This is a genomic window from Nocardia sp. NPDC059240, from assembly GCF_042753865.1.
Classification (GTDB): domain Bacteria; phylum Actinomycetota; class Actinomycetes; order Mycobacteriales; family Mycobacteriaceae; genus Nocardia.
In genome coordinates this window covers 552,513-570,314 of sequence record NZ_JBHZAC010000004.1, presented here as the reverse complement: position 1 = coordinate 570,314, position 17,802 = coordinate 552,513, and the positions used below count along the sequence as shown (strand labels likewise).

Below are 17,802 nucleotides of genomic sequence, written 5' to 3'. Positions count from 1 at the left end.
AAGCCCTCGGCTATCGGGCGGTGATCAGGTCGCGGAATGTCGTGATGACCTGGTTGTGGTATTCGCGCATGACCAGTTCGACCACCGATAGGTCGGGGGCTTCGAAGTCGGTGGACATGTCGCGGATTTCCTCGAGCTTGCGGCCGATCAGGACGTGGCCTGCCGGTTCGAGGGGTTCGTAGAAGGCTTGGGCCGCTTCGGGGATGGAGACGAGGATTTCGCCGACGGTGTTGAACAGGCTCAGGACGCCGGGCTTGCCGAGGGCGGCGAGGGCGCAGCGCAGCATGTGAAGTTCGGCCGCCATGATGTCGTTGAGGGAGGAGTTCTTGTCGGCGATCAGTAGTTCCATGCGATCGGTGGCCTGGATGGCCTGGGTGAGGTCGTACCGGCTCGGGTCGGCGGCGAAGGTGCGCAGGGCTTCCATGATGAGCATGTGGTCGATGTCGATGATGTCGGAGAAGAGCCGGGCGGCCTGATCGGGGACTTGGTGCGCGAAACGGAAGAGGTAGCGCCAGGTGTCGATGCCGGCGAAGACCTGGATATCGCGGACCGTGTAGCCGAGGCCGCGGCGCACGTCCGCGAAGCCGAGCGCGGCCAGCCGGCCCAGCGCACTGTTGGCGCTGGGCGTGCTGGCCCCGAACTCGGTGGCCAGCTGGCGAACCGAGGGCAGCAGCTCACCGGGCTGGTAGATGCCCGCCGCGATGCGATAGGCCAGTTGCTCGGTGATCGCGTCCACGACCGTCGGCTTCGACACCGCACGATTGTTCCAGGCGCTGTCGCACGCGATGACATCGCGACCGGTCACCGTGACCGCCTTGCTGTGCGGGCCTACGCCGTCGTCCGGTAGCTGTAGTCGTCCAGCGGGAATTTCCGGTTGCCGCGCTGCGCCTCGTAGAACCCCGAGGGGCGGAGATAGGTGCTGTCGCCCTGGGAGTTTCGGTAATAGGTCGGTACGTGCCCGTTCAGTTCGTTGAAGTAGAACCGCACCGGCTCGTTGCGTCGGTAGACCTTGCGGTGGTACGCGTCCATGGCGTCCCTGCGGATCTCGACCACCCGCGCGCCCCGGCGCAGACCTTCGGTGATGGCGCGGACGGCATGGTCGGCCGTCATCTCGACGAAGGCATGCCAGCCGGACCCGGTCCACGAGTACGGGCCGACCAGCGTCCACCGGTTGGGCAGACCGTGCACGGACACGCTCTCGTAGGCTTGCAGCCCTTCCTCGTTGTAGAACTTGCCGAGGTCGAATCCGTTGCTGCCCAGGATGGTTCCGGGCCGGTAGGTCTCCGGATCGGAGAACACCTCGTAACCGGTGGCCAGGATGATCATGTCGAATTCGCGCTCACCGTCGGTGCGGGTCTTGATGCCCCGGGCGGTGATGGTCTCGATCGGATCGGTGACCAGCGTGACGTTCGCGCGGTTGTAGGCCCGGAGGTAGCCGTTGGACATGGTGGGGCGCTTGGCGATCACCCCGAAGTTCGGGGTGAGCTTGCGGCGGGTCTCCGAGTCGTCGACGACCAGTCGCAGATACCTCTCGTACGCCTTGATGGTGATCGCGTCGAACCGGGTGAGCACCTTCTTGGTCGGCCCCACCGGCGCGCCGACGGCCAGCCGCAGCGCGAGATCGACGAACACCAGCGCGAATCCGTGCACGGCGGCTTGCAGACCGGGTACCGCCATGATGCGCTTCCCGAACTCCGGCATGACGAAGTCGGGCTTGGGGATCGACCACACGGGTGTGCGCTGGAAGACGGTCAGCGATGCCACCTCGGGTGCGATGGACGGAATGATCTGTACCGCACTGGCTCCGGTGCCGATGATGGCGACCCGCTTGCCGGCGTGATCCCAGTCGTGGTCCCAGCTCGACGGCCGCTGGTACTTGCCCCGATAGTCGGTGCGGCCGGGAATTCCGGCTTCTTCCTTGGGCCGCACGAACGCACCGACCGCGCTGATCAGGAACCGCGCGGTTATGACCGCACCGGAATCGGTGATCAGTTTCCAATAGTGGTGGGTGTCATCCCATTCCTCGCGCACCACCTCGGTGCCGAACTTGATGTGCGGGTAGAGACCGAACCGGTTCGCGATGTCCCGGTGGTATTCCTTCACCTCCGCGCCGTACGGGAACATGCGACTCCAGTCGGCCTTGCGTGCGAAGGAGTACTGGTAGGCGATCGCCGGAATATCCACGCCCAGACCGGGATAGGTGTTCTCGTGCCAGCTGCCGCCCACATCGTCGGCGCGTTCGAGGACGACGAAATCACGCAGCCCCGCCTGCTTCAGCTTGACCGCGGCGGCGAGCCCGCCGGGTCCCGCACCGATGACGGCGGTCTGGAAATCTGGTGCTGTCATGATCGAAAGCCCTTCTCGGGTAATGGAATCGCGCGCCCGAGCCGCTCCAGCTCCGGCCCGGTGGCCACCCGCATGATCGCCCGGTGCGCGGTCGGCGAAAGTCGCGACAACCCATAGGAAAGCCACGCCTCGGCGCGGACGGGTTTGACGGCCTGGTTCTTCTTGATCGCCGACACGATGATGCGGCCCGCCTTGTCGGGATCCATGGCGACCAAGGCCATGGCGCGGGCCACGACCACCTTGACGGCATCGGACTGGCCGTCGGTCAGGGTCGCCATCTCGGCGGTCTCGGCCAGATTGGTGGCGATCAGGCCCGGGCACACCGCCGTGACGCCGATGCCGTGCGGCGCGAATTCGGCTCGGACGCAATCGCTGAAGTGCTTCACCGCGGCCTTGGACACGCAGTACGGCGTCCCGAGTCGGTAGGGCGCGAACGCACCCATGGACGCGATGTTCACCAGATGCCCGCCCTGACCGCGCGCGACCATCCGCCCGCCGAAGATGCGGCAGCCGTGAATCATCGCCATGGTGTTGACGGCCATGATGCGCTCGAAATCGGCGAGCGGAACATCCAGGATCGGCCCGCCGACCAGGATGCCCGCATTGTTGACCACCACGTCCACCGGGCCGTGCTCCGCCTCGATGTCGTCGGCGAGTTTTTCCAGGGCCGCAGTGTCGGATACGTCGATCCGGTAGGCGACGGCCGTGCCGCCCGCGGCCTCGATGAGCTCGACCGTCCGCTCCGCTCCGGCCGTATCCAAGTCGGCGACCACGACTTTCGCCCCTTCGGCGGCCAGCGCTTTGGCGGTGCCCCGGCCGATGCCGCTGCCCGCCCCGGTCACCACGGCCACGGCTGAATGTAGTCTTCTCACGATTCCGTCCCCGCGTGACGTGTCGAACTCGAGTCCAGCAGGCGGGCGAAGTCCGGGCTTTCGGCGGGGTTGCCGACGTCCTTGCTGCCCATGCGGCCGACCAGAGCCGCGACCTGTGCGGTGCTGTCGGGTCGGGCCAGAAACCCGCGGCCCAGCGCTTCCAGTTCGGGCCCCATGGCCACCCGTGCGAGGCCGCGCCAGAGTCCGGGCGCGACCCGGCCGACGGCCTGAAAGGCATACGCCTCCGGCCGGATCGGCCGGATCGGCAGATTCCGGCGCATCGCGTCGACCACGATCTGCCCCGCTTTGTCCGGATGCATGCCGAGCCTCGTCATCAGCCGCCTGGCCGCGACCTTGCCGACACCGGCCTGCGCCTCGTCGATGCTCGACACGGCCGCGGTGTCGGCCAGATTGGTGGCGATCAGCCCGGGGCAGATGGTGGTGACACCGATGTCATGGTGTGCGAATTCGGCGCGAAGACAGTCGCCGAAGTGCTTGATCGCGTACTTGCCGACGCTGTATCCGCTGGTGAAACGGGCCGGTCCGAACGCGGCCAGGGAGGCGACATTGGCCAGTTGCCCGCCGCGTCCGCGCTCCACCATCTGTGCGCCGAAGATCCGGCAGCCGTGGATCATCGCCATCATGTTGATGTCGATGATGCGTTGGAAATCAGCGTCCGGAGTCTCCAGAAACGGCCCGCCCACGAGGATTCCCGCATTGTTGAGCACCGCGTCCGGCACGCCGTGTTCGACCTTGACCCGAGCTCCGAGATCCTCGAGCGCTGCCGTGTCGGAGACGTCGACGGTGTAGGCGACCGCCTCGCCGCCCGCCGCCTCGATGATCGCGACGGTCTCGTCCGCGTGCGCCCGATTGATATCGACGACAACGACTTTCGCACCGATACCGGCGAATGCCTTGGACGTGCCGCGGCCGATGCCGCTGCCTGCGCCGGTGACGACGGCCAGCTCCGGATAAAAGGGTCTCTTGGACATGGATTCTCCCTTCGAAGGATGGTCAGGCGGCGCTGGAGCGGCGGGCCGGGGCGGAGTCGGCGAGGCATTCGCGCACGAAGTCCCCGATCACCGTGATGGCCTGACGAGCGTCCGGCAGCAGGTCCGCGCCCGCGTGGAAGACGTGTACGGCCTTGTCCCAGATCTGCATCCGGTACGGCACTCCGGCCTCCGCGCAGCGCTCGGCCAGCTGGTAGGCGTCGGCCAGCAAGACCTCGGTGGAGCCGACCTGGATGAGAACCGGTGGCATACCGGTGAATTCGTGATTCACCGCCGACCAGGACGGGTCGAGCTTGCCGTCGCGCAGCAGCCCGAACCGGGCGGGGGTGTCGAGGGCCTTCGCGCCGAGCATCGGGTCGATCGGGTCGTTGGGGTGGGCATATCGCAGGGTCGAGTCGTAATTCGCCCACGGTGCGATGCCGACGATGCCGCCGGGGACCGGCAGTCTCCGGTCGCGGGCGGCCAGTGCGGTGCGGAAGGCGAGGCCGCCACCGGCGGAGTCGCCCGCCATGATGATGCGGTCGGCCGGAAAGCCCTGTGCGAGCAGGTATTCGTAGGCCTCGACGCAGTCCTCGATGGTGTCGGTGACGTGCGCTTTGGGCAGTTGGCGGTAATCGACCTGCAAGACCGGCACGCCGCCGGCGCGGGCGATGCGGGACACGATGCGGCGGTGGGTGTTCAGGCCGCAGGAGACCAGGCCGCCGCCGTGGAAGTAGAGAATCGCGGCGTCGGCGACCAGATCCGGCGCGGAAGTGTCACGGTGCCAAACCCATTCGGCGCGGAATCGGGGAAAAGTGATGGGCCGCAGGCTGGTTCCGCGAATAGGCACCAGGAATCCGGCCAGTGGATCGAGGGCATTGCTGAGGTGGAAGATGCGGACCCCGCGTACCGGAATGCCCCGCCAGGCCAGGCCGACGATCACGTTCATGCCCCGCCGCAGCACGGCATACGAGACGGGATGCGCGGCGCGCTGGACCCAGCTGGCGCGGCGGGGGAATTCCACCGTGACGCGGGCGGATCGAGGCGGGACGGAGGTCGGCGACTCGCTGGACATGGCGACTCCTTCTGCAACGGCATCCTTGCCGTTGTCGGCACTGTGTTACACAGTATATAGTTGTCTGAGACAATGGCAAGACCGACCGCTGCACAGCATGTTGTGGCTGAGACAGTTGCACGATGATGTGCGAATTCGAACCGAGGTAGACATGGCCACATTCGAGAACAAGCTGGTTGTCGTGACCGGCGCGGGCAGCGGCATCGGCCGGGCGACCGCCGAGCGCTTCGCGGCCCAGCGTGCGCGGGTCATCGTGAGCGATCTCAACGGCGACACCGCGGAGGACACCGTCAGCCGGATCACCGCGCGGGGTGGAACCGCATTCCCGTATGCCGTGGACGTGTCCGATGTCGAGGCGATGACGACCTTCGCCGCGCGCGTCCACGACGCCCACGGCGCACCGTCGGTCGTGGTCAACAATGCCGGATACACCACCGCCGGACCGTTTCTCGGCCACACCGTCGAGGACTGGGACCGGATCATGGGCGTCAACTTCTGGGGCGTCGTGCACGGCAGCCGCCTGTTCGGCCGCCAGATGATCGACGCCGGTCACGGCGGGCGCATCCTGAATGTCACCTCGCCGGCGGCGGTGCTGCCGATCCCGCTCTCCACCGCCTACTGCACGAGTAAGGCCGCGGCGCAGATGTTCACCGAATGCCTGCGCCTCGAGTTCGCGGGCACCGGGGTCGGGGTCACGGCCGTGCTGCCCGCCTTCATCAATACCGGCTTCTACCCGAACGCCCAGGTCGTGGAGACCGAGAACAAGTCGGTCGGGCGCGGCAAGAACATCTCGGTGCTGGCCGCCCAGCTGATCGCGCGTAGCCCGGAGACGGTGGCGCGCAATATCGTTCGCATCGCGGGCCGTAATCCGGCCATCGCGCCGACGCCGTTCGAGTCCCGCATCGCGTGCACGAGCGGGCGGCTCTCGCCCGCCGGTGCGCGGCTGGCCGCGCGCATGATGGATATCGACTCACTGGTCGGCTTGGTCGATCGGGTATTGCCCGCCGCCGTCGTCCGCAAGCTCGACGAGGCCGCTGCCCGGGCGGTGTCCAATGTCTGAGGCTCCCACGGTGATCCGGCCCGATCATGAGGTTCTCATCGTCGGCGCCGGCTTCGGCGGCATCGCCGCCGCGATCGAACTGCGCGAGGCCGGGATTCACGACTTCGTGCTGATGGACAAGCACGACGGCATCGGCGGCACCTGGTATGTCAACACCTATCCGGGTATCGCCGTGGACATTCCGGCGGTGTTCTACAGCCTGTCACGCATGCCGTTCACCTCCTCGTCGCGATTCTTCCCGCCCGGTCACGAGATTCAGCAGTACATCGAGCGCGTCGTCGACGCCTACGGCCTGCGCCGCCGGATCCGATTGAGCACCACCGTGGACGGTGCACGTTGGGACGAGACCGACCACCTGTGGCGGGTCACCGTCAACGGTGGCGAGGAGGTCACCGCCCGCTATGTCATCGGCGCGCTCGGACTGCTGGAAGTGGCCAAGCTGCCCGATATTCCGGGCATCGACACCTTCGCCGGACACAAGGTTCATACGGCGCGGTGGGATCACGATTACGACTACGACGGCAAGCGGATCGCCATCATCGGCACCGGAGCCACCGCGCTGCAGCTGATTCCGGAGCTGGCGAAGGTCGCCTCGCATCTGACCGTCTTCCAGCGCACCCCGATCTGGCTGGCCCCCAAGCCCGATTTCCGCATCGACTGGGGATTGGACAAGGTGCTCAGCGGCGTGCAGCCGGTACGCGCGGCGGTGCGCGGCGCGATCGCCAGCGGCATCGATATGGGTCTCATCGGCGGGGTGCTGTCGCTGCGTCGGATGCCCAAGGTCATGCCGTACGTCACCAAGGCGGGCGGGGCCCTCTACAAGCTGTGGCTACGCGACCCCGAGCTCGCCGAAAAGCTCACGCCCACTTATGCACCCGGCTGCAAGCGCCCGTCCATGTCCAACGAGTACTTCAGCACCTTCAAGCAGAAGGACCGGGTCGCGCTGATCACCGAGAAGATCGTGCGGATCACCGAGCACGGTGTGCTCACCGCCGACGGCGTCGAGCACGAGATCGACGTCCTGGTGTGCGCCACCGGGTTCCGGGTCGGCGAACGCGGCTTCGCGCCCGCCTTCCACATCTACGGCGAGACCGGCGAAGAGCTCGGCGACTTCTGGCACGAGCACCACTACCACGCCTATCAGGGTGTGAGCGTGCCGAACTGGCCCAATATGTTCATGGTCGGCTGCGGCCCGAACTCGATCATCCCCAGCTCGATCCTGGTCACCATCGAGAACACCGCCGCCCACGCCCGGCGCGCGATCGTCGAGACGCGCCGCCGGGGCGCCACCAAGGTCGATGTGAACCGACCGGCCTACGACGACTGGGCGAAATTCTGCACCGAGCGCACCGAGGGATCCATGTGGGTCACCGCGCCCTGCGCGGGCTCGAACACGTATTACGTGAATTACCAGGGTGAATTGGCGATCCGGCCCACCACCGGACTCAACCAGTGGTGGGGCAACCGGCATTTCCCGTTCCGGCACTACACCTTCAGCACCCGGCTCGGTCAGACTCCGGTGCCGACCGGCGTCTCGGCCACGGTCGGCGTCTCGGAGGTCGTGGAGCCGCGGCCGCCGGCCACCCGGCTGCCGAGGAAGGCCACGTAGGCGGCCAATCCGATCACCCCGAGGACGCGGGTGCGGCGGAAGGTGATGGCCAGGCCGAGCAGCAGTTCGGAGGCGCCGTTGCGGTAGGTCCAGCTGCGGGTCGAGCGCGGGAAGGCCACACCGGTCAAGCGATCGAAGGTCTGCGGCGCGGTGAAGTGGGCCGCGCCGGTGCCGGCCAGGCCCAGTCCGAACAGCCGCGCCGCGGTGCTGTCGGGTGTGCGCGCGGTGATCACCACGGGGTGCTTCGGTGTCTTGCCCTCGACGAGCGCCTGAGCCGCCTGCCGCTTCCGCTTCCTGCTACCCATATGTCACTCCTCGTGGCTGCCGGTGAGGGCGCGTGGACCACGCGCACCAGTTGTCTGGGACACTACACCTGTCGGCCGGTCCGGTTGTCAGCCGATGCTGATGGGCTGCAGGAAGTCGTCCATGGGCAGCGGGCCGTCGATGATGGCGTTCACGGAGAGACCCTGCATGGTGATGTCGCCACCGTAGTTGGCGAGGAAGGCGATATCAGAGGCGTCGCGTCCGGTGGCGATGCGCAGCATCGCGCAGCGCGGGGCGAGGCGGGTGGGGTCGAACGTCTGCCAAACGCCACCCACGTGGACTTCGGCGACGGAATGAAAATCCATCGGCGTACAGCCGGGCGCGTAGACGGCGGCGACGCGCGCGGGTATCCCGACGGCTCGCAGCAGCGCGACGACCAGGTGGGTGTAGTCGCGGCACACCCCGGCACCCGACAGCATGGTCTCGACCGCCCCGTCGATGGGGTGGCTGCTGCCTGCGATGTACTTGATCCGGCGGCCGACCCACTCGGAGATCCGGGCCGGCATGCCGGGATCACCTATCCCGCAGCCGAATTCGGTGGTGGCAAAACCGAGCAGCTTGTCGGATTCGGCGAATCGGCTGGGCCGCAGGTACATCGAGAGTTCGTAGGCGGAGGCCGGTGCGGGGATCGCGGACCCCAGTGCGGTCGCGCGATAGCTCGCCCGCAGCGCGCCCGCGGGTGAACGCACCACATGAATGCGGGTGCCGTGGGCCCCGAGGATCTCCTCGGCCTGCAGGCATCGGCCGTCGAGCAGGAACTCCAACGACTCGGTCAACTCGATGCCCGGCTGATAGGCGACCGCGATCTGGAATTCGAGCACCGTATCGGCATGGACCGTGAGGTCGATCGTCGCGGACACGTCTCGTCGCACGGGCGGGCCGTTGCCCCAGGCCCCGTCGCTGGTCAACGGTACTCCGTCATCGCCTCCAGTTTAGTCGGCGATCACCGAAACACGGTGTGTCCGAGCCGCCCTGGCCCGGCGCGAGGAAAGGACGGTCGGCGCGCGACCGGCCCGGCGTTCGGCCCGCGCCGCGGGGAGGGCACCGGGTGGCGGCGGGATCGCCCGGCGGCTCTACTGTTGGGATCGTGCCCGTTGCCCCCTCCCTCGCACTGACCGGCCGGTGTCCGGTCGCCGGACCGACCGCGGCGGCCGTGAGATGACCGCCTCGATCGACAGGTCTCAGCGCTGGAATCGCCTGCTGGAGTTGCTGGCCGAGAGCGGGCGGCTGACGGTGGAGGACGCCGCCGAGCAGCTCGGCGTCTCGCCCGCGACCGTCCGGCGCGATTTCACCGCGCTGGCCGAACAGCAGTTGGCGACCCGGACGCACGGCGGGATCGTGGCCAGTGCGGTCGCCTACGACCTACCGGTCCGCTACCGGCAGGGTGACGGGGCGAAGCAGCGCATCGCGGATTACGCGGCGGCACTGGTGGAACCGGGCTGCGTGGTCGGCATCAACGGCGGCACGACCACGACGGCGATGGCTCGCGCGCTCGCCGGGCGGTCCGATCCGACCGGGTCGGGTGACGATCAGTTGACCATCGTCACCAATGCCCTGAACATCGCCGCGGAACTGGTGCTGCGGCCGCATCTGCGCACCATCTGCCTGGGTGGCACGGCGCGGCGCGAATCCTACGAGCTGTACGGACCGCTGGCCGAGCGATCCCTGGCCGAATTGCGTTTCGACACACTGATATTGGGAGTCAACGCGATCTCGGCCGAAGGTGGGGCGCAGTGCCGTCACCTGGGCGAGGCCGGGGTGAACTCCGAGATGGTGCGGCGCGCGCAGGAGGTCATCGTGGTGGCGACCGCCGACAAGGTGGGGCGCGCCGCACTGGCCAAGATCTGCGACATCGGCCAGGTGTCGAGGCTGGTCACCGATGTCGAGTCCGATGCCGCGGCGGTCGCCGAGATCCGGGCCGCCGGAGTGCGTGTCGATCTGGTGTGAGGCCCGCTTCACTCGGCGAGCACGCGCAGGAAGTGCGCCACCTCCTGTTCGATTCCGGTTCGGCCGGGGCCCAGGTACTTTCGGGGATCCGAGACGGCGGGGGAATCGGCGAGCATGGCGCGGACCGCCTCGGTGAGAGCGATATTCAGCCGGGTGCCGATATTGACCTTGGTCATGCCGTGCCGGACCGCTGAGCGCAGGCCGTCGTCCGGGACGCCCGACGAGCCGTGCAGAACCAGAGGGACGGGCAGGGTTTCGGCCAGTGCGGCGATCAGGGCGTCGTCGAGTGCGGCGTCACGGGTGTGCATGGCGTGGGACGAGCCGACCGCGACCGCCAAGGCATCCACTCCCGTGGCGGCCACGAACGCGGCGGCCGCGCCGGGCTCGGTGCGCACTCCGGGGGCGTGCGCACCATCCTTGCCGCCCACCTCGCCCAGTTCGGCTTCGACGAAGACTCCGCGCTCGTGGCACCAGCGGACGATTTCCGCTGTGGTGGAGACGTTTTCGCTGTAGTCGAGCGTCGATCCGTCGTACATGACCGAGGTGATGCCGGTATCGACGGCCGTGCGGATCAGCTCCGGGTCGGTGGCATGGTCGAGGTGGACCGCGAGGTCGGCCGAGCTGTCGGCGGCGATGCGCAGGCAGGCCAGGGCCAGTGGGCGCAGCGCGCGGTGGTACTTCACGGTGTTCTCGGAGATCTGCAGGATCGCCGGGCGGCCTTGGGATTCCGCGGCCGTCGCGATGGCCTCCGCGTGTTCGAGCGTGACGACATTGAATGCGCCGAGCCCACCCGGGCGGGCCAGGTCGATCAGCTTCGGAACGGGGATCAGGGGCATGGTGGATCTCAACTCTGATTGGTAATGATCGGTATTAGCGTAGATGAATCATAAATGAGCAGATAGACTTCGGGCCTATCGCTCTCATCCCAGTCGGTCACCGATGCCCGGCCCGAGCCGTAGGACAGCTCATGGATCAATTGCCTGCCCCCGACCTCCTCGGCACCCTCGTCGGCTACCTGTTGATGTCGCCGAACTCGCTCCTGCACAACCTCGGGCTCTTCTTCGGGGTGATTCGGTAACCATGTCGACCACGCTCCGCACCCGGCTGCTGTGTACCGCCGCCGCGACCGTCCTCGCCGCCTCCGGCCTCACCCTCGCCGCGACGCCCGCCGGGGCCGTCCCGATTCCCGGCGGCCAGGCCACCACCATGTTCATTCCGGGAGCGGGGGTTTCGCTCAACGCGGTCATCACCGCGCCGCCGGATATCGCCACCCACAAGAATCCGCTCGTCATCGAGCCCTCCGGCTGGGGCGTGCCCGCTATGGGGAGCCTCGGGTCGGCCTACAAGCTGTCCTCGGGCGAGAACTTCGTCGCCATCGAATACACCGCGCGCGGCATGTACCTGTCCGGCGGGGACGTCGACATGTTCGGGCCGAACGATGTGGCGGACACGTCGGCCGTAATCGACTGGGCCATAGCGAATCTCAATGTCGATCCGGACCGCATCGCCGTGGCGGGCGGCTCGTACGGCGCGGGTCTGGCCCTGATCGCGGCGGCCGCCGATCCGCGCATCAAGGCCGTCATCGCCGACTCGCCGCCGGGCGACCTGGCGGATGCGCTGGCCCCCAACGGGACTCCGAAGACCGGTGGACCGATCGCGCTCGCGGCCGCGGGCGTGGCGACCAATCGCTTCAGCCCGGATCTGGTGCGGCGCGGCATGGACGCGATCCTGCACAACAACGGGTACGCGTTCGCGGGGCTGCCCGCACAGCACCTGCTGGCGGATGCCATCCCGAAGCTGAATGCCAATGGCACCGCGGTGTTCCTGGTGCACGACTGGCAGGATTCGCTGCTGCCCTCGGGGCCCGTGGTCACCTCGTTCGACTCGCTCACCGGACCGAAGATGCTCTACCTGCAGGCGGGCGATCACTCCACCGGCGGCGGCGCGGGCCAGATCGTGGGCCTGCCCAATCCGGCCTGGGATGCGGGGGAGCGGTTCCTCGACCACTACGTCAACGGCGCGGACAACGGCATCGACACTGAAGCCGCCGTGAATATCTCGCCCGCCAACGGCGGGTTGGGCAATCCGTATCTGCGATTCCCGTCGGTGGCGGCGGCCGAGAGCGCACTGCGATCGTTCCCGCTGTCCACACCCGCGGACGGAGTCATGGGCGGCGACCCGGCCGAATCCTGGAGTCGGTCATTGATTTCCGCCGCCACCACCGCGGTGGCGGCCGTGCCGTACGTCAACGGCGTGACCGCACAGCTGGGTATCGCCCCGGCGCTCGCGCTGGCGGGGGTGGACCGTAATGCCGCCGGAGTCTGGCGCACCGACCCGTTCACGAACGGGGGCGTGGTGTCCGGGGCGGTGCAGGTGAACCTGACGGTGACACCGTCGAGTCCCGACCTCACCATGATCGGCATACTCTACGACGAAGGTCCCGACGGCATGGGCAAGGAGATCAGCTATTGGCCGATCACCCGGCACGGACTGGCACCGGGCGAGGCCGCGCAGGTCGCCTGGGATCTCGCACCCACCTACTGGGATCTCGCACCGGGACACCGGCTCACGCTGACCGTCACCACCCAGGACCCGATTCCGTTCACCAGCTCGACGCCGCTGGGCAGCGTCGTGACCTTCGCGTCGCCCTCGACCGTGGATATCCCGGTGAACGCGTCGTGACCGGGCGGGTGCGCGCGCTCGCGGTCACCGTACTGACCGCGGTCCTCTCGCTCGCACCGATGCTGCTGCCCATGCCCCGTGCCTGGTCGGAATCGACTCCGCCGCTGCCTGTTTCGGTGCCAGGCGTGCGGCAGTGGCAGCCGGCCGCCGGCGGGTACGAGCTGCCCGGTGAGGTCCGGATCGTGGCCGCGCCGGGAGCCGAAGCGATCGCCGGGCGATTCGCCGAGGATCTCACCCGCGCCGGCCGGAACGCGTCCGTGGCGTCCGGTCCGGCACGGGCCGGGGACGTGGTGATCCGCGTCGACGGCTCCGGGCCGGACCGGGACGAGTCCTACCGCCTCGACATCGACGAGACGGTGACCGCGACCGCGCGCACCCGTGCAGGTGCCGTGCATGCCACGCAGACACTGCTGCAATGGTTTTCGCAGGGCACGGCCCTGCCGCACGGTACCGTCACCGACTGGCCCGACTACGCCGAGCGTGGACTGCTGCTCGATGTGGGGCGCGAATACATGAGTGTCGGGTTCATCGAACAGCGCATCCGGGAACTGGCCTACTACCGGATGAACATGCTGCACCTGCACCTTTCGGATGTCGGTGGCTTCCGGCTGGAGAGCGCATCCCATCCGGAGATCACCTCGCCACAGCATTACAGCAAGGCCGAGATCGCCGAGATCGTCTCGTACGCGGCCGATTACGGCATCGAGGTGGTACCGGAGATCGGTTTCCCGGGCCACATGAACGCCATCCTCGCCGCACATCCCGACCTGGTACTGAATCCGGCCACCACCGGCCCGCTCGACGCCGCCACCGACAACCTGCTGACCGGCAGCGCGGCGGGCCGGATCGATCTGTCGAAACCGCAGGCGCGCAGCCTGATCGAGGATCTGCTGCGCGAATTCGTGCCGCTGTTCCCCGGCCGCTACTTCCACCTCGGCGGCGACGAGTACGTCAAGGATTTCAGCCGCTACCCGCAGCTCACCGACTACGCCCACGAGAGCCTCGGGCCCGGCTATACGGCGGAGGACGCGGTCGCCGCATTCTTCGATCACGCGGCCGGAATCGTCGCCTCCTACGGCAAGGTCGCCCGCATGTGGAACGACGGAATCCCGCACGGCGCACGGGTTGTCGTCGATCCGGCGATCATCGTCGACCACTGGACCGGCGGCAACGGCATCCTGCCGTGGGCCGGGAACGAGAACGGCCCCGAACAGCTCGTGGACGCCGGCCACCGCATCAGCAACGCCGCCTTCACCCCCACCTACTGGGCCAGCGGCGGCTACGCGGCACCCCTGAACGCGCCGCCCGAACTGCTCTTCGCCTGGGACCCCGGCCTCTTCGTCAACGGCTCACGCCTACGACCCGATCAACGCGACCACCTGCTCGGCTCAGCCCTCAACATCTGGTGCGACGACCCCACCGCCCTCACCGAGGACCAGATGGTCGCCCCCATCCGCGCCCGCCTACCGATCATGTCCCAGCAATTGTGGTCCGGCACAGCCGGTCTCGGATACAGCGAATTCACCGACCGGGTGCGCACAGCGGGACTACCCCGCTGATCGGCATCATTTGCGGGCTCGGTTCAGGTCGGCGGGGACGTGGGCGAGTAGGTCGTCGACCGACCACTGGTCATCGGCGTGGACACCATGCTTCGCGGCGAGCACGCGGCCGTTGGGGGCGATGAGGAAATCGGCGGGCAGGCCCAGACGGCCACCTTCGGGAGTCGACGGCGGCATGGGGATCTCGCCGCGTCGGACACGGCGTAGGTCGCGCAGGACGCCGCGGACGATGGCGGGCCAGCTGCGGGGGTCGAGTAGGGCGCGGGGGCGGGATTCGACGCCGAATTCGCGGTAGAGCTCGCGCTGTGGGTCGGCGATCAGTTCGAAGGGGAGTCCCTCGGAGTACTTCCGCAATTCCGTTGCGCTGGAGTGGAAGACGACGACCTCACGGATGCCGGCGTCGACGATCTCCTGGTGCCGGACGGTGATCGTGCGCAGGTGGAGGTTGCAGATGGGGCATCCGGCGAAGCGGCGGAATTGCAGGTGTATCAGGCGATTCGGATCGGGTACGGGGATCTCGGCGCCGGTGATGGTGGTGAGAACCCGATTCGGGATGGTGGTGAGCAGTGGCATCTGATCATCCTCTCGGTGTAGGCGTACGCGATACGCCTACACCGAGTATGCGCGTATCTTGTACGCTGTCAATCCATGCCCCGCCCGAAGTCGCTGACCAGCTCCGATCTCGCCACGGCCGCACTCGTGGTGATCGACCGCGACGGCCTGCCCGCACTCACCATGCGCGCGGTGGCTCAGCAACTACAGATGGCCACGATGGCCCTGTACCGCTACGTCTCCGACCGCGAACAGCTGGAAATCCTGGTCGCCGACACGGTTCTCGACGCGATCGACGTCACCCTGCCGCCGGACTCCGATTGGCGCGACCAGGTAGCCGTCCTGCTGGACCGACTGCGCGCCGCCGTCTCCGCCCACCCGGCCGCAGTCCCCCTGGTCCTGCGATACCGCCAGGCCTCACCCGCCACCATGCGCTGGATCGAGGCCATGCTGACCGCCCTCACCACAGCCGGTTTCACCGGCCGTGACCGAGTCATCGCCCAGCGCTCGATAGTCGACTTCGTCCTCGGCTTCCTCCAGAACGAGCACTACGCCGCCCTCACCGGCCCCGGCACGGCCGCCATCGCCGAACTACCGCCCACCGAATTCCCTCTCCTCGTGGAGACGGCCGCACAGGCGCGGGAACTGTCGGCCGACGACGAATTCCGCGGCGGCACGGACCTTCTCCTCCTCGGGCTCGCGGACCACCTCCGTCGGCAATAACTTCCATTCGGAAATTATTGTCGGACAGTGTGATTCGGCACCGAAAATTCGCTTCGGGATTTCCACTCGGCGCGGTTGACCGGATATAGTCGGCGCGAATCCCGCCCGTTTTCTGTTCGCCGCTGTGAAGGTTGTCGTCAATGGTGTCACGTGTTTGCGCTGGTGACCCGTCGCGCGATCAAGTCAGAGGCGGTCTCGCTGGAATTCTGTGCGGGCTATTGGCAATCGCCGCACACGGATTCGAGGGCGAACTTCCGCATTCCTCGGCACTGGCGTTACTGCTGTTGATCAGCGGGGCCGTCGGGGCCGCGGTGGGTTCGCCCGCCGGACGCGGCCCGGTGCGGTTGTTCGCGGCGCTGGGTACCGGCCAACTGCTGGTGCACAGCGCGCTCACCGTGGCCACCGGTCCGGCGCATCCGCACGGGACACCCGAGGGCCTCGGTGCCACGGGCGCAGCGATGCTCACCGCCCATATCGCGGCCACCGTGCTGTGCGTCCTGCTGATCACCGCCGTGGAGCGGCTCTACGCAGCGGTTTCCCGCGTGTTGTGGACGCTGCTGAGCCGGTTCGATCCGCTTCCCGCCGACCGTGATCGGGTGGTGCTCGCGGCGCGCGCCATCGCCCGGAGGCATCGCGCCGATCTGCTGTGCGCGATCACCCTGCGCGGACCACCCACCCTCCTCGCCTCCTGAACACGCGCTGATCCCACCGGGATTCGCGTGTTGCCCGAGGCTGCTCCGCACCCGCCCCGGCCGGTGTCTGTGCCCGTCACAGCCTGTACCGCCGCGGCGGAAGACATTCGGTAATGAATTGCGGCGAACTGTCGCCGTCGATTGCGCAGCGTAAACGGTCCCCATTCCCGACCGTTCCTTTGTGCTGCGCGCAATACGAATTCATGCTGCCCGGAAATCGGAATTCGATGCCGGGTGGAAAGGAACTGTCTTGTCGAGCAATAAATTCAGGTCGAGAGTCACCCTGCTGGCCGCCGCATTCGTGGGAGCGCTGGTGCTGAGCACCGGTGTGGCGGACGCGCATTCGCACGTGACCCATTCCGAGCCGGGCGACGGCGACGTCGTGGCGGCGGAACCGGCGCAGGTGAGCATCACCTTCAACGAGAAGGTCGACGATCCGCAGCTGACGGTCACCGGACCCGACGGCAACGTCTGGTCGCAGGGTGACGTCCAGGTCGACGGCCGCTCGCTCAGCATCGCTCTGGCGCCGCAGGGCCCGGCCGGGGTCTACACCACCAAGTTCGTAATCACGTCCAAGGACGGCCACGTGGTCGAGGGGCAGCGCAGCTTCACCGTCGCCCCACCCGCTGACGCCGCCCCCGCTCAGTAATAACGACTTCCCTTTTAAGGACACCTGATGAAGACCATGAAGTTCGCCGCCGTCGCCACCCTCGCGATCGCCTCCCTCACCGTCGCCGCCGGCACCGCTGCCGCGGATGTCCCCGCCGAGAAGCCGGGCTCGACCGTGAGCACCGATATCGCCCCCGGCATCCACTACACCGCCAATGTGGTCGACCACTCCGTGGTGCTGCGCACCGACGCGGGCCGGATCAATGTGCGCGGCACCCAGTTCGAGGTGCTCGACGGCAATGGCAACCTGGCCTTCGGCATGCCGCTGACCTACAACGTGGACAGCAAGCAGTGGCCGATCGCCGCCCAGGTCGACGCCGACGGCCACGGTGTGACGCTGACCCCGAGCACCGACCCGGCCGCCGCCGTCGCGGTCGACCAGCCGCTGAAGCCGGTCTTCTCCCAGGACGACTTCAATGACGCGCTGAGCGTGGCGGGCACCCAGATCGGCCTGGCCACCGCCATCGGCGGCATGGTCGGCGCGGCCATCGGCCTGGCGGGCGGCTGCATCGCGGGCGCGGTCGTCGGCACCGAACTGATGCCGCCGGTGTTCATCATCGGCGCGCCCGGCGGCTGCCTCGCGGGCGCGGGTGTGGGCGCGGGCCTCGGCACCGCCATCGGCACACTGGCACTGGGCATTCCGGTGACCGTCGTGAGCGTCATCCAGATGTACAACACCCTCAACGCCGCCAAGAATTGATCC

18 protein-coding genes are annotated in these 17,802 nt (G+C 67.8%); 9 read left to right on the top strand and 9 right to left on the bottom strand.

The window, feature by feature from the left end; all coding sequences use genetic code 11:
- Positions 1-10 precede the first annotated feature (10 nt).
- The 5 genes from ACFXHA_RS17375 to ACFXHA_RS17355 are packed head-to-tail and all read right to left on the bottom strand — an operon-like array spanning position 11 to position 5,282.
- Entirely contained in the window at positions 11-805 is a 795-nt protein-coding gene (locus tag ACFXHA_RS17375; protein ID WP_379357728.1) for a FadR/GntR family transcriptional regulator, read from the bottom strand.
- A gap of 23 nt (positions 806-828) precedes the next feature.
- A complete protein-coding gene (locus ACFXHA_RS17370; RefSeq protein ID WP_379357726.1) occupies positions 829-2,346 on the bottom strand; it encodes a flavin-containing monooxygenase in 1,518 nt (505 codons plus the stop codon).
- Positions 2,343-3,218 carry an SDR family NAD(P)-dependent oxidoreductase gene (locus ACFXHA_RS17365; RefSeq protein ID WP_379357724.1) on the bottom strand — a complete coding sequence of 292 codons (876 nt, stop codon included), beginning with the start codon at positions 3,216-3,218 and terminating at the stop codon, positions 2,343-2,345. Before ACFXHA_RS17365 ends, ACFXHA_RS17370 begins: the two co-directional genes overlap by 4 nt.
- Positions 3,215-4,210 carry an SDR family NAD(P)-dependent oxidoreductase gene (locus ACFXHA_RS17360; RefSeq protein ID WP_379357722.1) on the bottom strand — a complete coding sequence of 332 codons (996 nt, stop codon included), beginning with the start codon at positions 4,208-4,210 and terminating at the stop codon, positions 3,215-3,217. The genes ACFXHA_RS17365 and ACFXHA_RS17360 overlap by 4 nt, the downstream gene beginning before the upstream one ends.
- A 22-nt stretch (positions 4,211-4,232) precedes the next feature.
- The gene (locus ACFXHA_RS17355; protein WP_379357720.1) at positions 4,233-5,282 is read right to left on the bottom strand and encodes an alpha/beta hydrolase; all 1,050 of its coding nucleotides are present in this window, start codon (positions 5,280-5,282) and stop codon (positions 4,233-4,235) included.
- 151 nt (positions 5,283-5,433) lie between these two features.
- On the opposite strand from ACFXHA_RS17355, the gene ACFXHA_RS17350 reads away from it, so the two are divergent.
- The gene (locus tag ACFXHA_RS17350) at positions 5,434-6,342 is read left to right on the top strand and encodes an SDR family NAD(P)-dependent oxidoreductase (protein ID WP_379357718.1); all 909 of its coding nucleotides are present in this window, start codon (positions 5,434-5,436) and stop codon (positions 6,340-6,342) included.
- Entirely contained in the window at positions 6,335-7,951 is a 1,617-nt protein-coding gene (locus tag ACFXHA_RS17345) for a flavin-containing monooxygenase (RefSeq protein WP_379357716.1), read from the top strand. The genes ACFXHA_RS17350 and ACFXHA_RS17345 overlap by 8 nt, the downstream gene beginning before the upstream one ends.
- On the opposite strand, the gene ACFXHA_RS17340 is transcribed toward ACFXHA_RS17345, so the two are convergent.
- Both ACFXHA_RS17340 and ACFXHA_RS17335 read right to left on the bottom strand, forming a co-directional pair.
- Positions 7,852-8,256 carry a hypothetical protein gene (locus ACFXHA_RS17340; protein WP_379357714.1) on the bottom strand — a complete coding sequence of 135 codons (405 nt, stop codon included), beginning with the start codon at positions 8,254-8,256 and terminating at the stop codon, positions 7,852-7,854. The two genes, ACFXHA_RS17345 and ACFXHA_RS17340, sit on opposite strands and share 100 nt — an antisense overlap.
- Before the next feature lie 87 nt (positions 8,257-8,343).
- Positions 8,344-9,183 carry a transglutaminase family protein gene (locus ACFXHA_RS17335; protein WP_379357713.1) on the bottom strand — a complete coding sequence of 280 codons (840 nt, stop codon included), beginning with the start codon at positions 9,181-9,183 and terminating at the stop codon, positions 8,344-8,346.
- 250 nt (positions 9,184-9,433) lie between these two features.
- Between ACFXHA_RS17335 and ACFXHA_RS17330 the strand changes: the two genes are divergently transcribed.
- Positions 9,434-10,222 (top strand): DeoR/GlpR family DNA-binding transcription regulator, encoded by a 789-nt coding sequence (locus tag ACFXHA_RS17330; RefSeq protein WP_379357711.1) that lies wholly within the window; start codon positions 9,434-9,436, stop codon positions 10,220-10,222.
- 8 nt (positions 10,223-10,230) lie between these two features.
- Here ACFXHA_RS17330 and ACFXHA_RS17325 read toward each other — a convergent pair whose 3' ends face one another.
- Positions 10,231-11,070, bottom strand: a complete 840-nt coding sequence (locus ACFXHA_RS17325; protein ID WP_379357709.1) for a class II fructose-bisphosphate aldolase — start codon at positions 11,068-11,070, stop codon at positions 10,231-10,233.
- 232 nt (positions 11,071-11,302) lie between these two features.
- Between ACFXHA_RS17325 and ACFXHA_RS17320 the strand changes: the two genes are divergently transcribed.
- Together ACFXHA_RS17320 and ACFXHA_RS17315 are read left to right on the top strand one after the other, a co-directional pair.
- Complete coding sequence (locus ACFXHA_RS17320; RefSeq protein WP_379357707.1) at positions 11,303-12,904, top strand: CocE/NonD family hydrolase; 1,602 nt, start codon at positions 11,303-11,305, stop codon at positions 12,902-12,904.
- Positions 12,901-14,463 carry a family 20 glycosylhydrolase gene (locus ACFXHA_RS17315; RefSeq protein WP_379357705.1) on the top strand — a complete coding sequence of 521 codons (1,563 nt, stop codon included), beginning with the start codon at positions 12,901-12,903 and terminating at the stop codon, positions 14,461-14,463. Before ACFXHA_RS17320 ends, ACFXHA_RS17315 begins: the two co-directional genes overlap by 4 nt.
- A 6-nt stretch (positions 14,464-14,469) precedes the next feature.
- Here ACFXHA_RS17315 and ACFXHA_RS17310 read toward each other — a convergent pair whose 3' ends face one another.
- Positions 14,470-15,036: a peroxiredoxin-like family protein gene (locus tag ACFXHA_RS17310; protein ID WP_379357703.1), complete on the bottom strand. Its 567-nt coding sequence runs from the start codon at positions 15,034-15,036 to the stop codon at positions 14,470-14,472.
- A 75-nt stretch (positions 15,037-15,111) separates the two neighbouring features.
- On the opposite strand from ACFXHA_RS17310, the gene ACFXHA_RS17305 reads away from it, so the two are divergent.
- The 4 genes from ACFXHA_RS17305 to ACFXHA_RS17290 all read left to right on the top strand — a co-directional run bounded on the left by ACFXHA_RS17305 (position 15,112) and on the right by ACFXHA_RS17290 (position 17,799).
- The gene (locus ACFXHA_RS17305) at positions 15,112-15,738 is read left to right on the top strand and encodes a TetR/AcrR family transcriptional regulator C-terminal domain-containing protein (protein ID WP_379357701.1); all 627 of its coding nucleotides are present in this window, start codon (positions 15,112-15,114) and stop codon (positions 15,736-15,738) included.
- Positions 15,739-15,956: 218 nt separating this feature from the next.
- Positions 15,957-16,430: a hypothetical protein gene (locus ACFXHA_RS17300; RefSeq protein ID WP_379357699.1), complete on the top strand. Its 474-nt coding sequence runs from the start codon at positions 15,957-15,959 to the stop codon at positions 16,428-16,430.
- A 250-nt stretch (positions 16,431-16,680) separates the two neighbouring features.
- On the top strand, positions 16,681-17,079 hold the full coding sequence (locus tag ACFXHA_RS17295; protein WP_379357697.1) for a copper resistance protein CopC: 399 nt from the start codon (positions 16,681-16,683) through the stop codon (positions 17,077-17,079).
- A gap of 27 nt (positions 17,080-17,106) precedes the next feature.
- Positions 17,107-17,799 (top strand): hypothetical protein, encoded by a 693-nt coding sequence (locus ACFXHA_RS17290; RefSeq protein ID WP_379357695.1) that lies wholly within the window; start codon positions 17,107-17,109, stop codon positions 17,797-17,799.
- Positions 17,800-17,802: the final 3 nt, after the last annotated feature.